This is a genomic window from Rhizobium sp. 01N447_2 (assembly GCF_056399245.1).
Map to the genome: position 1 here is coordinate 1 of NZ_JBFTQY010000114.1, position 14,856 is coordinate 14,856.

General features: G+C 61.1%; 12 protein-coding genes. 7 read left to right on the forward strand and 5 right to left on the reverse strand.

Annotation, left to right across the window (positions count from 1 at the left end):
- Positions 1-94 precede the first annotated feature (94 nt).
- On the reverse strand, positions 95-1,378 hold the full coding sequence (locus AC1ECN_RS36530) for an ABC transporter substrate-binding protein (protein ID WP_477955781.1): 1,284 nt from the start codon (positions 1,376-1,378) through the stop codon (positions 95-97).
- A gap of 190 nt (positions 1,379-1,568) precedes the next feature.
- Between AC1ECN_RS36530 and AC1ECN_RS36535 the strand changes: the two genes are divergently transcribed.
- From AC1ECN_RS36535 to AC1ECN_RS36560, 6 genes are read left to right on the forward strand one after another with little or no spacing between them, the layout of a single operon-like run.
- Positions 1,569-4,091: a hypothetical protein gene (locus AC1ECN_RS36535; RefSeq protein ID WP_024319661.1), complete on the forward strand. Its 2,523-nt coding sequence runs from the start codon at positions 1,569-1,571 to the stop codon at positions 4,089-4,091.
- Between the two features lie 16 nt (positions 4,092-4,107).
- Positions 4,108-5,202, forward strand: coding sequence for a beta-galactosidase BglB (bglB, locus tag AC1ECN_RS36540; protein ID WP_017991433.1), 1,095 nt, complete (start codon positions 4,108-4,110; stop codon positions 5,200-5,202).
- Entirely contained in the window at positions 5,199-6,563 is a 1,365-nt protein-coding gene (gene pglB, locus AC1ECN_RS36545; protein ID WP_130665543.1) for a polygalacturonase PglB, read from the forward strand. The genes bglB and pglB overlap by 4 nt, the downstream gene beginning before the upstream one ends.
- The gene (locus AC1ECN_RS36550) at positions 6,551-7,657 is read left to right on the forward strand and encodes an ABC transporter ATP-binding protein (RefSeq protein ID WP_130665542.1); all 1,107 of its coding nucleotides are present in this window, start codon (positions 6,551-6,553) and stop codon (positions 7,655-7,657) included. The genes pglB and AC1ECN_RS36550 overlap by 13 nt, the downstream gene beginning before the upstream one ends.
- Positions 7,658-7,659: 2 nt before the next feature.
- The gene (locus AC1ECN_RS36555; protein WP_018072996.1) at positions 7,660-8,655 is read left to right on the forward strand and encodes a carbohydrate ABC transporter permease; all 996 of its coding nucleotides are present in this window, start codon (positions 7,660-7,662) and stop codon (positions 8,653-8,655) included.
- 1 nt (position 8,656) lies between these two features.
- Positions 8,657-9,703, forward strand: coding sequence for a carbohydrate ABC transporter permease (locus AC1ECN_RS36560; RefSeq protein WP_018072997.1), 1,047 nt, complete (start codon positions 8,657-8,659; stop codon positions 9,701-9,703).
- A 278-nt stretch (positions 9,704-9,981) separates the two neighbouring features.
- Here AC1ECN_RS36560 and AC1ECN_RS36565 read toward each other — a convergent pair whose 3' ends face one another.
- On the reverse strand, positions 9,982-11,133 hold the full coding sequence (locus AC1ECN_RS36565; protein WP_130656991.1) for an ROK family transcriptional regulator: 1,152 nt from the start codon (positions 11,131-11,133) through the stop codon (positions 9,982-9,984).
- A gap of 264 nt (positions 11,134-11,397) precedes the next feature.
- On the opposite strand from AC1ECN_RS36565, the gene AC1ECN_RS36570 reads away from it, so the two are divergent.
- Positions 11,398-12,429: an AraC family transcriptional regulator gene (locus AC1ECN_RS36570; protein ID WP_477955784.1), complete on the forward strand. Its 1,032-nt coding sequence runs from the start codon at positions 11,398-11,400 to the stop codon at positions 12,427-12,429.
- Here the strand turns inward: AC1ECN_RS36570 and AC1ECN_RS36575 are convergent, their stop codons facing one another.
- From AC1ECN_RS36575 to AC1ECN_RS36585, 3 genes are all read right to left on the reverse strand, one after another.
- The gene (locus tag AC1ECN_RS36575) at positions 12,430-13,041 is read right to left on the reverse strand and encodes a hypothetical protein (RefSeq protein WP_130663347.1); all 612 of its coding nucleotides are present in this window, start codon (positions 13,039-13,041) and stop codon (positions 12,430-12,432) included.
- Positions 13,042-13,067: 26 nt separating this feature from the next.
- Complete coding sequence (locus AC1ECN_RS36580) at positions 13,068-14,165, reverse strand: LacI family DNA-binding transcriptional regulator (RefSeq protein ID WP_172643695.1); 1,098 nt, start codon at positions 14,163-14,165, stop codon at positions 13,068-13,070.
- Positions 14,166-14,240: 75 nt separating this feature from the next.
- Entirely contained in the window at positions 14,241-14,855 is a 615-nt protein-coding gene (locus AC1ECN_RS36585; RefSeq protein ID WP_477955787.1) for a TetR/AcrR family transcriptional regulator, read from the reverse strand.
- Between the last annotated feature and the right edge of the window lies 1 nt (position 14,856).

Below are 14,856 nucleotides of genomic sequence, written 5' to 3' on the forward strand. Positions count from 1 at the left end.
GGTCGAAGTGTCCGTGGGGAAAGAAAAAGCCACGGCCCTGTTGCGAGGCCGTGGCTGCTGCATGCGCGCATTATGCGGGACAACGCGTGACCGGTTACTTGGCGGCGAGCGCCTCGTTGACCTTGTCGACGTCGGCACTCATTGCCTTGAAGGTCTCGTCGATGGAAAGCTCGCCGACGATCAGCTGGCTCATCCTCTGGACGATGAGCTGATAGATGGCGGAGGATCCTTTGAGACGTTCCAGGTCCCGGGCTGCCTGCGGCACGCTATTGCGGCTTCCGAGGAAGACGGCCATCGCTTCCTTGGCATTCTTGCTCTCGAGCTTGTATTGCGGGTCCTTGATGTCGGCGCCCGTCAGGATGACGTAGTTTTCAGCGATTTCACGCTGGACTTTTTCAGAGCCGAGGAACTCGATGAACGCGGCCACGGCCTCCGGAGACTTGGTGCGCTTGAAGCCGACGATCGCGGTGCCGCCCGGCATCGCATAGCAGCCGGCATCGCCGCACGGCGCGCTGATCGCCGTCCAGTCGAAGGCGTCGCCGATCTTCTTCTGGAACGGATTGACCATCCAGTTGCCGGCGAGATAGGTCACGACGTTGCCGTTGACGAACTCGTCACCCATGTTCTTGTACTGGGTTCCGCCGGCAGCACCCCACATTTCCTTCGGGAAGGAGCCGTCCTTCGTCCAGCCGTAGAGATCCGTGACATAACGCTTGGCGGCATCGTCGGGGAAGAAGAACTTGCCGTCCTTGACGTAGTTCGAACCGTAGGAGAATGCCGCGCCGGAAAAGCGGTGGCCCGAGCGGTCCATCGTGAAGGGGATCTGAGCGCCAGTCGCCTTGGCGACGCGCGCCGAGGCTTCAACGATATCCTTCAACGTGGCGGTGGGCTTCGGAAGCGGTTCGCCGGCCTGTTCGAACAGCGTCTTGTTGACGAAGGGCAGGTTGAAGGTCTGCGAGGCGATATAGCCGTTGATCGACTGCGGATCGTTGACGCCGGGGAAGCGAAGCGTGTTCAGACTGTCGCCGTGCRGCTTGGCGAAACCGTCCGGGTCCTTCATGTAAGGACGCATGTCGAGGTAATAAGGCGCAAGCTGCCAGTCGGTGATCTTGGCGATGTCAGGGCCTTCGCCGACGGCAAGCTGTACTGGTAGCTGCTTGGCGACCGCATCATAACCCGACGAGACGAAATTGACCTTGACGTCGGGATGCGCCGTCTCGAATTCTTTGCTGAGCGCTTCCATCCGCTCGACGTAAGCCTGGTCGTCGTCGGTGAACAGAAAGGTGATCGTCTTGGTTTCCGCCATGGCCGCGCCGGCCCATGCGAAAGAAATGGTAGCCAGCGCCAGTGCGAGGGCTCCTGAGAGATAGGTTTTCATTTTCATCCTCCCATGAAAACATTTTCATCAACCGCGGCGTCAGCCATCGATAAATGAATTTCATATACTTGACATTCGTTCCGTCAAGCTATTTTCTGCGGCAATAGCGATGTTTTTGGGCAATTTGCAAAAATAGCGCGCACAAAGACCTAATGAAAATATTTTCATAGGATTGCGGAGGAGGCGGTCTGTGAAAACGGAATGCATCAAGCAGCGGGACGATATGGCGCCAGCCTACAGCGTGGCCGAGGGCCAGACGATCACGGCATGGGCCGTTTCCGGCCTCATCGCGAGCTATTTTCCCGGCGAGCCTGCGCCGGCCGAAGACCGCGTGAACTATCGTTTCATCAACGGTTTCGTCGATGTCGGCGACCTGCCCTGCCGCAAGGCCTTCTGGTCGACCATGGTGGGGCGGCCGCTGCTGCCCGACACCGCCTGGCCGGCCGAAAGCCTCAATCTTCCCGGCTCGAACCGCCGCGTCGAGTTCACCGGCTTCTGGCACGTGCCGACGCACCTCAGGCGATGGCTGAAGGGCACGTTCAGGACGGAGACCGCGCGAACGCTCAATCTCAAGCTGAAGACCTGCGGCGGCGTTCGCATATGGGTCAACGGACAGGAGGAAGTGCGCTTCGAACCCTTCAAGCGCAACGTCGAGAGCGCAACCGACATCAGCCTGCCGCTGAAAGCCGGCGACAACCAGATTCTCGTCCATACCGAAGACCTCGCCGAGCGCGACACGACGTGGTTCTTCGAGCTCGAGATGCTGGACGGCGAGCCGCTCTGCGTGCTGCTGCCTGTATCGCTTGATCAGGATGAGGTCCGCGAGCTGGAAGCCCTTGCGCGCGGCGTGCGTCCGGCCCGCGACGTCTTCGTCAACCAGCCGCTGGAGATCATCTTCGGCACGGCGCCCGAACGCGATCTGCCTGTGGAGATCAAGGTCGTCGGCCATGGTCACGAGCGGCCCGTTCTCGCGCATTCCCGACTGACGCTCAAGGCCCATCGGGGCAGCCTCACGGCCGACGATATCTGCGGCATTCCGGACGGTTATCACGGCGTGCATATGACGATCGGCAGCGGCCCGGGTTCGGTCACGCGCGTTATCGACGCCGGCTTCATGAGCAGCATTTCGCCGTTGCCATCAGAGACGTCGCTTGCCGCCCGCAAGCGGCAGGCGTTGGAATACAGCGCCCGCTTCGGCGCCAACCGCGTCGGGCGCCTGATCGCCATGATGGAAACCGGTCACCACGACCAGGAAAGCTTCGACCGCATCATCGAGGCGACGCTCGCCTCCATCGATGCGCGGGAGGATTGCTCGGATTTCATCATGGTGCCGCTGTTGTGGCTGCTCGGCGCCTATGCCGAGCGGATGCCCGACGCCGTGGTCGATCGCATTCGGCATTCCGTTCGCTCCTACCGTTACTGGGTCGACGAGCCGGGCAACGACGCGATGTGGTTCTGGAGCGAGAACCATGTGCTCTGCTTTCACACGAGCCAGTTGCTGGCGGGACTTCTTTTGCCCGACGAAGTGTTTTCAGCCTCGGGCAGGACGGGACGGCAGCAAGCGGAAATCGCCGGCGAGCGGCTCGGGCGCTGGTTCGACAGCGTCGAAGCCCACGGGTTGGCGGAGTGGAACTCAGCGGCCTATTACCCGATCGACTTCATCGGTCTGCTGGCGCTGGAGCGCTGGGCCGAGACGGCGATGTCAGCCCGCGCCCGCGCCCAGATCGATCTCATCTTCCGGATGATCGCCCTTCATACGCTCGCAGGCGTTCCGGCCGGATCGCAGGGCCGCGCCTACGACAAAGAACTGCGCGCCGGCCCGCTGACCGAGCTTGCGCCCTTCGCCCAGGTCGCCTTCGGAACCGGCTGGCTGAACAACGGTGTCGCGGCATTGACCATGTTCTGCGCCGGCGGTTACGAGCCGCCCGCCGATCTGGCCGAGCTTGCGGCGCTCACCCGGGCAAGAAGCATCGAGGCGCGTTACAGCCAGGGGCTCGAGAGCGGAAGACTCGTGCTGTTCAAGAATGAGGCGGCGCAGCTTTCGACGGTCGTCGATCACAAGACCGGCCAGAAGGGGCACCAGCAGCATGTCCTCGACATCAGGCTGGCCGGCCACCCGATGGCGAGGCTATGGGTCAATCATCCCGGTGAGGACGATCCCTGGGGCAATCAAAGGCCGTCCTATTGGGCCGGCAACGGCATCCTGCCGCGCGTTGCCCAGCATCGCGACGTCGCCCTGCTGATCGAGGACACAAGCGACGCACGGCACGCATGGACGCACGCCTACATCGGCCGCGACGGCCTGGACGATCTTATTACCGAAGACAAGTGGCTCATCGCGCGATCGGGCAGGGGATTTTCCGCCCTCTGGGCGTCGAACGGCCTCGAGTTGATCACCGACGGCCCGACCGCCGGCCGCGAGGCGCGCTCCTACGGGCCGCTTTCCGGTTGGGCTGGTATCGTCGGATGCGGCAATGGTGACGCCTTCAAGGCGTTCATCGAACGCCTGCGCCAGACGACAGTTTCCTTCGATCCCGGGCTTCGGCGTCTCTCCCTGACGCCGCCCGGCGGCCCGGCGATCGACCTCTCCTATGTCGACGGTCTTTCGATCGGCGGCGAGGCGAGGCCCTTCACCCACGATCAGCCGCACCCGATCCTCACCCACGACAGTGCAGCCTCCGGCGCCGGCACTGACGGGCCGTTCTACTCTTGAAACATAGGTCTCCAGCATGAACACAACATCCGTCGATAACGCCGCCCTCCTGACGACGATTGATCGCGTGGCGACGGCTTTCAGCCGGCTCAGGGGCATCAAGGAAGGTCTCGTGACGGGAAATTCCGCCTCCGGAATCCAGTTCGACGAATGGGACTGGGAAGTCGGCGTCGGCCTTTACGGCTTCCTGCGGCGTGCCATTTCCACCAATGACCAGAAAGCGCTGCAGGAGCTCGTCGCCTGGTATGCCGGCCAGATCGAACGCGGCCTGCCGCCGCGCCAGATCAACAGCACGGCGCCGATGCTGCCGCTTGCGATCCTCGTCCAGCATGTCGACCGTCCCGATTTTCGCGCTCTCGTCGAGGACTGGGCCGAATGGCTCGTCAAGGAACTGCCGAAGACTGAGGACGGCGGCTTTCAGCACGTCGTCAAGGAGCGCCTCAACGACGGCGAATTGTGGGACGATACGCTGTTCATGGCCTGCCTGTTTCTCGCCCGGGCCGGCGTGCTCTGCGAGCGCAGCGAATGGATCGACGAGGCCGTCTATCAGTTTGTGATCCACACCCGCTACCTCTCCGATCCGGTCAGCGGCCTCTGGTATCACGGCTGGACCTTCAACGGGCGGCACAATTTCGCCAATGCCTTCTGGGCGCGCGGCAATGCCTGGATCACGGTCGCCATCCCCGAGCTCTTCGATCTCGTTCCGACGCTCGGCGAGAAGGACCGGCGTTTTCTGTCGAATGTCCTCGTCAGCCAGGTGCGCTCCTTGAAAGCATACCAGCGTCCGGACGGCATGTTCACGACGCTTCTGGACGATCCGTCCTCGCCGCTGGAAACCTCGGCCACGGCCGGCATCGCCTACGGCATATTGCGCGCCATCGATGCCGGCATTCTCGACAAGGACGACAGGGCCTATGCGGAGCGCGCGCTTGCGGCGGTGCTGGCGCAGATCGACGAAGAAGGTGTCGTCCACGGCGTCTCGGACGGCACGCCGATGGGCCATGACCTCGATTTCTACAGGCGCATCCCCAACGTGCCGACGCCTTATGGCCAGGCGCTGACCATGCTGCTCCTGACGGAAGTCTTTCTCGAGAACGGCGAGCGCCAATGAGCCCCGTGTCTCCTGTCGCGATCGAGCCGGCGGAGGGCGACGACACAGTCCGCCTGCAGGCGGCCATCGACGGCCTGTCGGCTTCGGGCGGCGGACGCGTGGAGCTCAAGGCCGGCATCCATGTCTGCCGCGGGCTCCAGCTTAGATCCGGCGTCGACCTTCATCTGGCCGCCGGCGCGATCCTGCGACCCGTTCCGGACTACGAGGCCTATGCGCATACGAGTGTTTCGGTGATCGCCGAAAAATCGGACCGCGGCATGATCGTCGCCAAGGATGCACGGCGGATCAGCCTGACGGGGGCGGGGCGCATCGAAGCCGGTTGCGACAGCTTCATTGTGGGAGACGACGAGACGGTGGGAACCTTCATCCCGGCCGAATTTCGTCCCCGTGTCGTCGTCTTTGAGGGTTGCGACGAGGTCGAGATCAGCTCCGTCCATATTTGCCGCTCGCCGATGTGGACGCTGCACTTCGTCCGCTGCACCGATGTTGCGGTCAGGGACGTGACCATCGACAACGACCGCCGCCTTCCCAACACCGACGGCATCGTGCTGGATGCCTGCCGTGGCGCCGTGATCGAGGACTGCCGGATATCGACGGCCGACGACGGCATATGTCTGAAGACGAGCATCGGCCCCGATCGTATCGCCATCGGACGATGCGAAAACATTCTTGTCCGCCGCTGCTCCGTTCAGAGCCTCAGCTGTGCGCTGAAGATCGGCACGGAAACGCATGGCGACGTCACCAACGTCGTGTTCGAGGATTGCAACGTCTCATCCTCCAACAGGGCGCTCGGCATATTTTCCCGCGACGGCGGCCGGATATCGAATGTGAGGTTTTCGAGAATTGCGGTGGAGTGCCGCGAGACCCCCGATGGTTTCTGGGGCTCGGGAGAGGCGCTGACCGTCAATGTCGTCGACCGTGTCACGGAACGCACGGCGGGCGCCATCGAAAATCTCATCGTCGAGGACATAACCGGACGGATGGAGGGGGCAATCACGGTCATCTCGACCTCTTCGGCCGGCATCGGCAACGCACGGCTTACGCGCATCGCCATAGAGCAGCAGCCCGGGCAACTCGACACGGCGCGGTCCTACGACCTGCGTCCGACAAACGCGGACCTTTCTCCGAAAGCCGATGGCGGTGGCCGCGCCAATGCCTGGACCCGCGGGTCAGACGGGCGGGTAATCGGTCTTGAGCACTATCCGGGAGGAATGCCGGCCGTCTACGTGGCGGGGGTTACCGGGATCTTGATGAACGAGGTGCGGATCACAAGGCCGACACCGCTGCCGCAAGGCTGGAACAAAAACGACGCCGTCTTCGAAACGGCGGCACCTGATGGGAGTGGGGCATGGCAGAACTGAAACTTTCCAATGTCAACAAATCGTATGGCTCGGTCAAAGTCCTGCATGACGTCGAACTCGATATCACGGACGGCGAGTTCGTCGTCTTCGTCGGCCCGTCGGGATGCGGCAAGTCGACCCTGCTGCGCGTCATCGCCGGCCTCGAAGAGGTGACGTCAGGCGCAATCGCGATCGGGAGCCGCGACGTCAGCGCGCTCTCGCCGGCCGAGCGCAAGATCGCGATGGTCTTCCAGTCCTACGCGCTCTATCCGCATATGAGCGTTCGCAAGAACCTCGCTTTCGGCCTGGAGAACCTGAAGTTCAAGCGCGCCGAGATCGAGGCGCGGATTGCCGAAGCCGCCAGGATGCTGGCGATCGAACCCTATCTGGACCGGCGCCCGAAGCAGCTTTCGGGTGGCCAGCGCCAGCGCGTGGCGATCGGCCGGGCCATCGTGCGCGAACCGGACATTTTCCTGTTCGACGAGCCGCTGTCGAATCTCGACGCCGCCTTGCGCGTTCAGACCCGCGCCGAGATCACCAAGCTCCACCGCGAGATCAAGACGACGATGATCTATGTCACGCATGACCAGGTCGAGGCGATGACGATGGCCGACAAGATCGTCGTGCTGCGCGCCGGCCGGGTCGAGCAGGTCGGCGCGCCGCTGGACCTGTTCGATAGCCCCCGCAATCTCTTCGTCGCCGGCTTCCTCGGCTCGCCCCGCATGAACATCATCAAGGGCAAGGTATCAGGCGTCAGCGAAAGCGGCGTCGTCATCGATGTCGGCAACGGCGGCAGCATCGTCAGCGATGTCGATCTCGCCGGCATTGCGGTCGGACAGGCCGTTCTCGCCGGCATCCGGCCCGCGCATTTTTCACGTTCCAGCGAGCAGGGCCTGCCGTTCATCGTCCAGTATCACGAGGGCCTCGGGACCGAGACCTATGTCTACGGCAATCTTGCAGGGCAGGACGAGCAGATCATCATTCATGAGGCCGGCCATTTCGCGCCGGCGCCTGGTGATCACATCCTGATTGATGCCGCCTCGGGGCGGGTTCATCTGTTCGATCCCGAAAGCGGCCTGGCTTTTGCCCGGCGGCCCGGACAGGGGAGGCGCTGAACATGGCGGCGCTCAAGGCAGGTGCATTGCTGTCCCAGGCAGGGGAAACGGCGATGAGAGTGGTCGAAGCCCCGATAAATGTGATCGAGCGCATCTTCGGCCGCAAGCGTATGCCATGGCTGTTCCTGGCGCCGAACCTCGTTCTGTTCGCTATCTTCACGTTCCTTCCGATCGCGATCGCGATCGGGTACGCCTTTACCGGTGGCACAAACCTTTTCGTGTCGGAGCGTCCCTTCGTCGGCCTGGACAATTTCCGCACGCTGCTTTCCTGCGGCAATTATCTGCAGCCGGGAACCTGTCAGGAATCGTTGTTCTGGACGGCCGTGTGGAACACGCTCTGGTTCGTGGCCTTCAATGTCGTCGCCACACTGCTCGTGGCGCTGATCACGGCGCTGATCCTCAATCGGGCGATCGTCGCGCGCGGCTTCTTCAGAGCGATGTTCTTCTATCCCGTCTTGCTGTCTCCCGTCGTCATCGGTCTCATCTGGAAATGGTTCCTCGATCGCAACGGGCTGCTGAACGCCTTCTTCCAGATGATCGGCGTTCCCCCTGAGATCTTCCTGCTTGAGGTCGGCTGGTCGCGCTTCTTCGTCGTCGCGGTGTCGGTCTGGTTTCACATGGGTTTTTATACCCTGATCCTCCTCGCCGGCCTCCAGGCCATCCCGAAGGAGCTCTACGAGGCTGCCTCCATCGATGCCGCCTCGCCGCGCCGAACACTTTTCAGGATCACGCTTCCGTTGCTCGCTCCGAACCTCTTGGTCGTGTTCATTCTGTTGATGATCAAATCCGTCCAGATCTTCGACGAGGCCTGGGTTTTGACCAATGGCGGGGGCCCCGGCACGGCCAACAGCTTCATCGTCCAATATATCTACCAGATGGCATTCGGCAGCGATCTTCGCCTCTTCGGACTGGCCTCCGCCGCATCGGTTCTCATGGGGCTGGTGCTTCTGGTTCTCACCCTCATACAGCTGCGCATCGGCAAGCGAATGGAGTCCTGAGATGAACCCGATCAGCTTTTTCACGCGCACACGCCGGGCCGGACGCATCGATATAACCGACATATTGTCATGGGTCTGGCTGATCGGCGGAACCTTCGTGGTGTTGCTTCCGGTCCTCTGGGCGGGCCTCTCCTCGCTGAAGCCGGCAGCTGAGATCACCCGATTTCCGCCGACGCTGCTTCCCCGGGCCGCCGTCGAACAGACCGTGCCCGGCTTCGACAAGCCGCTGAGCCTCTGGCAGGTCACCGTCGACGGCCAGCAGCGTGAAATGGCCATGGTCCGCCGCGTCGGCCTCAAGGCCCAGATGGTCGATCCGGCAAATCCGGGACCACCGGTCAGCGTCGACGTGAAGGGGCTGACGCCGGTGCAGAAGCTGACGGTCGCCACGCAGAATTACACCGATCCGCTGACGCGCTTCAACTTCCTGACCTTCCTCAAGAATTCAGTGTTCGTCACCTTCGTCGCAACGCTTCTGACGCTGATCGTCAACGCCATGGCGGCCTTCGCCCTGTCGAAATACAAATTTCCTGGCGATACGACTGTCTTCGTCATCATCATTTCGACGCTGATGATCCCGCTCGCCGTCGTCATGGTGCCGGCCTATCTCGTCATCGTCGGGGTCGGGCTTGCCGACAACCTCTGGGGCGTCATCCTGCCGACGGTCGCCTCTCCGACCGCCGTCTTCCTGCTGCGGCAATATATGCTGACCATACCCGATGAGCTGATAGAGGCGGCGCGCGTCGATGCGGCGAGCGAATTCTGCATATTCTGGCGCATCATCCTGCCGCTGACGGCGCCCGCGCTAGCGGTGCTGGCGATCTTTTCCGTGCTCTGGCGCTGGAACGATTTCCTCTGGCCGCTCATCGTCCTCAACAGCCGCGAGAATTTCACGCTGCAGGTCGGCCTGAATGCATTCCAGGGAGAATTCTCGGTGCAGTGGCATTATATCCTGGCAATGACGTTCCTCAGCCTGCTGCCTGTCACCGTCGTCTTCCTGTTCCTGCAGAAGTACATCACCACGGGCATCGCCGGAACAGGCATGAAGTGAACGGCGAGGCGTGGAGATAGACCTCCCCGCAATCGCCGAAGAATCCATACCACGTCCTCCTCCCGGCTGAGGCGCGTCGCATTGAACTTGGTTCATGCGGCGCGTTTCGGTTTTTGTCTTTGCGGATGACTCCCAAGGCCGTCGCTCATTTTTAGGGCGGTATGCGCCGCGGCGAGCGTAGCGCTTGCCACCGAAGCCGGCCGCCTCCGCGACTTGATAGGCCGCCGTTTTAGGCTATGTTGACGTCGAGTACAAAGTGCTGCGGCGTCCTGCCCATATCACAAAACGGTTTCGAAGAGCGGGATCAGGGCCGCGCCGATTGCACCGGGGGCATCGATTATCTGTGCCACGGCAAGCCTGGGGACGTCGCGTAAAACGCCATGCCGAGGCAGATTGTTGAACTCGGTCCGGTCGATCAGCATTCTCGCGAGTGAATGCGGAAGCTCGCCGCCAAGGACGATCAATGCCGGGTCGAATATTGCGCAGATCGCATTAATGGCGCGATTGTGGGCCGGCGTGACGCGATCGATCCACTCCCCGACGCCATCCCAATCCATCAGGTCGTCGTTCTTCAGGTCTCTCAGGGTCAAGTTCGAGCGTCCCTTGGCACGAAGATGTTCAAGCAGGACGCCGAGCGCAGGGCGTTCCTCATAGTCCTGACGTCCGAAGAGAACGGAAAATTCGCCGGCGTTGCCGAAATTGCCGCGAAACGGCATGCCTCCGGAAACCAGGCCGCCGCCATAGCCATGAAGATGGGCGATATAGGCGAAATCCGCGACATCCCGGCCGACACCGAAAATGGCTTCCGCCAAGGCTGCGGTCCTGGCGACATTGTCTGCCCAGACCGGCAGGCCAAGTTGCTCTCCCAGCAAAGGCGCCAGGTCGATCAGTGACCAATGAGCGAGCGGCAAGGGGCAATTGAAGGCCGTCTCCAGCATCCGGTGGCCGGCGACGGCCAGGCCGACGCCGAGGACGTCACGCCGTTTGGCGCTTCGGCGGGCAAGAAGCTCTTCGACCGCCGCTTCGATCCGCTGCATTTCAGCGGATAGCGAGGAGCCTGCCTGTTGGATTTCCATTTTTTCCAAAGGTTCGCCGAAACCCATGAGGCAAAGGCCGATCGAGCCGACGTTCACGGAGATGCCCAGGGTTAAACACCAGTCTTTGCGAAGGGTCAGCTCCGGGCTGGGCGGTCCCGGCCGCCGGGTTTCCGGATGGGAAAAGATGAGCATTCCTCGCTCATGAAGCCGCGCAACGATCCTGTGCAACGATTGCTGGGTGAGATCGAGCGGCTCTGTCAGGTCGGAGCGCTCGATCCCCGGAGACTTCCAGATCAGCCGCAACAGGTCGCGCTCGTTGCGGGAAGCTACGCGCACGGATTGTGTATCTCGCAAAAAATGCGCGGCAACATGGTTTAGCGGATCATACTTCATTTTCGGTTCGTTTTGATTTACACTGTGAGTGTGAACCACATTGGGAGGGCATTTTGCTTCTGTCAAACAAGGAATTCGATCCCCGCTTTCCCGGCCCTGCTTACCTCATTGAGATTGGTCAAGCCAGTGAGGCTGACGGCCTTTCAAAGGGGATCGTGTCCGAGCGTTTGGAAGGCAGGATATCGGCGTTGCGGCGATCTCAAACGGGATGGAGCGCTTGAAAGGCGGTTAGCCGGTCGGGGTGTGGAAAGGGAAACAACCGAGTTGCAGATATCGTTTAGATCCGAAAATACGGCGCGCGCTCCTGAGCGTGAGGCATACGGGTTTGCGCCAACGCATGAAGGCAGTGACTTCGAGTCGATGGTTCGAGCCTATTCTGCGGGCTACGGGGTCTTTAGCGCGAAGCCGTTGAGCAACGACCGGGCCTTTGCTTGGGCAGCGGACTTGAGAACAAGTGAGGCGTTTACGGTGCTTCATTCGGTTTATCAGAGCTCCTGGACAATTCGGACACTCGATGAGACGCCGCAACACCTTGCGTTTTACATTCCGCACACGGGATCCTTTCGACTGTCCATTGGAAAAAAGGTGGTTGAAAGTGGGCCAGGTCGTCTTCTCATGGCCAACAACCACGAGGCTGGCGATCGTTTCATCCAAGGCCCGCACTGCTCGGACGCTCTCTTCCTGGATTGGAAAGTTGTGAGACGAATGCTCGTTTCACTGATGGAAACGCCGATCCTTGAGTCGCTTGACCTTGAGCCCGTTGTGGATCTCGCAACACAGTCAGGTCAGCTTATCGGCAGTCTGGTGCAGACGATCGTGCAGGGTATGCGCAATGACGGTCCGCTTCTGTCTTCACCTCTGGCCGTGGCGGCGATGAGCGAAACGCTTGCTAACCTCGTGATCCGATTTGGCCGCCACCGTCTTTCCGGCCATATGGAAAAAAAGAAAGTGTCGTTGGTCGCGCCGTGGCATGTCCGTCGTGCTATCGACTATATGCACGCCAATATCGCAGAGCCTCTTACAATGACGATGGTTGCGGATGATGTCGGTGTTTCACTTCGCGCACTGCAAACGGGCTTCAAGGCCTTCAGGGGAACTTCACCGGGCAGTTACTTGCGCACGATCAGGCTGCAGGCAGCCCGCGACCAACTGCGGGATCCGATGAATCAGCGATCCGTCCGCGAAATCTKCGCGATGTGGGGTTTTTCTCATGCGGGCAGATTTTCCATTGTTTACCGCAGCACCTTTGGAGAAAGCCCGCGCGATACGCGCTTGCGGGCCGAGCGCTTGCGCTAGCTAACTACGGAAGGCGCGCCTAATAATTTCTTCAACAGCAGTCGATACCGGCGCACAGGATGGGATCAGACCGCGCTGCATTTGCCAGACATCGGTGAGCAATGTCCGATCGTGGAGCGCGCCRCCCGCCTTGTCTTTCGACCGGTCTCGTTTGAGAAGACAAATCATCGACCGTCGACTCTCGTTGAACTCCGCCGACGTAGCCTCTAGTTCCCGTTCCGATAGACCCAGGTATTTTCCGCAGCCATCAGAGGCGCATATTTCGAAGGGTTTTCTCAAGAAAGCCTCTACCGCCGATGCTTGGCTTGAATAAACGGGATCGTCTTTCACGAACTCGCGGAACGCTTTAAGGTCGCCGTGCAGGATTCTCGGAGCTAGATCGAAGCCTCTAGCTGCGAACAAAAGCCCCCAGCTAAAGTAGCCAAGCCTGAGTGTGGTCGCCTCGCAAGAGCGACGCTCCTTACCATCGTACTGGTTGCAGTCTTGAAGCTTCACTGCACTAAAGATCTTGGGAATTTGCAAGGTTTCTTTAGCGTCGGACGCAATGGCTATCGAAGCATCGATCATGATGCACAATGAGATCGATAGGGTTGCAGCAAGGATTTTGGTCATCGTGCTCTCCGAATGCAACGCATCGATCAGGCTCGATGCGTTGCATTCTCGCGCGGCGGCGCGACGCTACCCCTCAAGACGAGATGGCATCCGAGTTCCAGGCGATGGGCCGGTCTTTGCGGATCGTTGGCGATCAGGCGCTGTTCGATGAGCGCCAAAGCGGCAGCGCCGAGCCTGTCTGTGGGGACGCTGATCGTCGAAAGCGGCGGGCGGCTGAACTCGCCGGGAACGATGTCGTCGAATCCGAGGACTGATATCGCTTCGGGCACGCGGATGTCGTGATCGGCCAATGCCTTCAGGCAGCCGAGCGCCAGATTGTCGGCCGCGCAGAAGACGGCGGTCGCGCCTTTCATCGTTGCATCGCGGTCGAGCAGTGCGTTGATGGCAGCCTCGCCGTGCCGGGGCTCATATCCCTCTGCCTCGACGATCATATCGTCAGGCACGGGAAGCTGCGCGGCGAAATAGGCATCGGAAAAACCGTCATATCGGCGCTGGATCGTCGTGCGGCCCTTCCAGGTCAGGTGCAGGATGCGGCGATGTCCGAGTGCCAGCAGGTGCTCGATGCCGAGCCGCGCCCCGAAACGGTTTTCGGGCGTCACCGTATCGACYAGCATCGCCGGGTCTTCGCCGTTGACGATGACGACCGGCATATCAGGGGAGGCGAGGCTACGGATCAGTTCCGGCTGATCGTCGTTCAGGACCACGATGCCGTCGGCGCGCTCCGAAAGCGCGATCTGCCTGACTTGGGCGCCGTCGATGCGGCGGCCGGTGCTGACAAAGGGTACGATCCTGATGCCGCGGCGCTCGCACTCCCTGCGAAGGCCGTTGAGGATCGTCCAGCTCACCAGGTTGAGGTCGCTCTCCGGCGCGGCATCGTCTGGAATGGCGAGAAGCAGGACGCGTAAGGTCGCGATCGTCGCCTTCTTCCTCCGGCGGTCGAGGTAACCCAGGCGTATTGCCGAATCCAGAACCCTCTCGCGCACCTCGATTGTCAGCGGTGCGGTTCCGTTCAGCGCGTGCGAGGCCGTGCTCAGCGATACGTCAGCATCGCGCGCGACATCCTTGAGATTGACTTTGCGTTCCACTTTTTCCGTCACGAATTGAGGTCGCGCCTTCGAAGGCATAGCTAACTCAATGTTTTTACATAAAAACTTCAAAAGATCTACGTGTTTGGCGCGGAATTATTCGTCATTCGGCCATCAGTGAGGTTTGGCAAGCAGGCCGTTGAGCAGCAGGTCGAAATAGGCCTGCAGGAAGGCCTCCTTGTTGGGAGTGGGCACGCGGCGGTCGTCGAATATCAGCCGCAGAACGGTCGTCGTCAGGATGGGCGCGACCACGATTTCGGAGAATTCCACCGGAATTTCGCGAAACTCCCCCGACGCCACACCCTCGAGAATGAGAGCGTCGACCTTGGCGATGATCGGCTCAATGAACTGATCGTGGTGGCGGTCGATCAGGTCGGGGAACCGGTGTCCTTCGGCAATGACGAGCCGCGTCAGCTCGCGGGTCGTGCGATCCTCGGCGATTTGTTCGTAGAGCAGGCCGAGAATGGAAAGTAGCCGGTCGGTGGCGCTGCCGCTGAGGCCCTCGGTGATCCCCAGCAGTTCCTGAAACGGCACGGAAAAGTGGTTGATCATGGCTTCGAAAAGCTTCTCCTTCGTCTCGAAGTAGACATACACCGTACCCTTGGTGACGCCGACCCTGTCGGCGATGTCTTCGACGCGTGTGCCAGCGAAACCGCATCTCACGAATTCCTCGAAGGCGGCATCCAGGATCTGGATGGGCCGGAGCGCTTTCTGTTCCGCGCGCGTGATC

Coding starts and splice junctions, on each gene's coding strand:
- bglB (WP_017991433.1), top strand. CDS start 4,108: ATGAACACAACATCCGTCGATAACGCCGCCCTCCTGACGACGATTGAT.
- pglB (WP_130665543.1), top strand. CDS start 5,199: ATGAGCCCCGTGTCTCCTGTCGCGATCGAGCCGGCGGAGGGCGACGAC.
- AC1ECN_RS36550 (WP_130665542.1), top strand. CDS start 6,551: ATGGCAGAACTGAAACTTTCCAATGTCAACAAATCGTATGGCTCGGTC.
- AC1ECN_RS36555 (WP_018072996.1), top strand. CDS start 7,660: ATGGCGGCGCTCAAGGCAGGTGCATTGCTGTCCCAGGCAGGGGAAACG.
- AC1ECN_RS36560 (WP_018072997.1), top strand. CDS start 8,657: ATGAACCCGATCAGCTTTTTCACGCGCACACGCCGGGCCGGACGCATC.
- AC1ECN_RS36565 (WP_130656991.1), bottom strand. CDS start 11,133: ATGAAGTATGATCCGCTAAACCATGTTGCCGCGCATTTTTTGCGAGAT.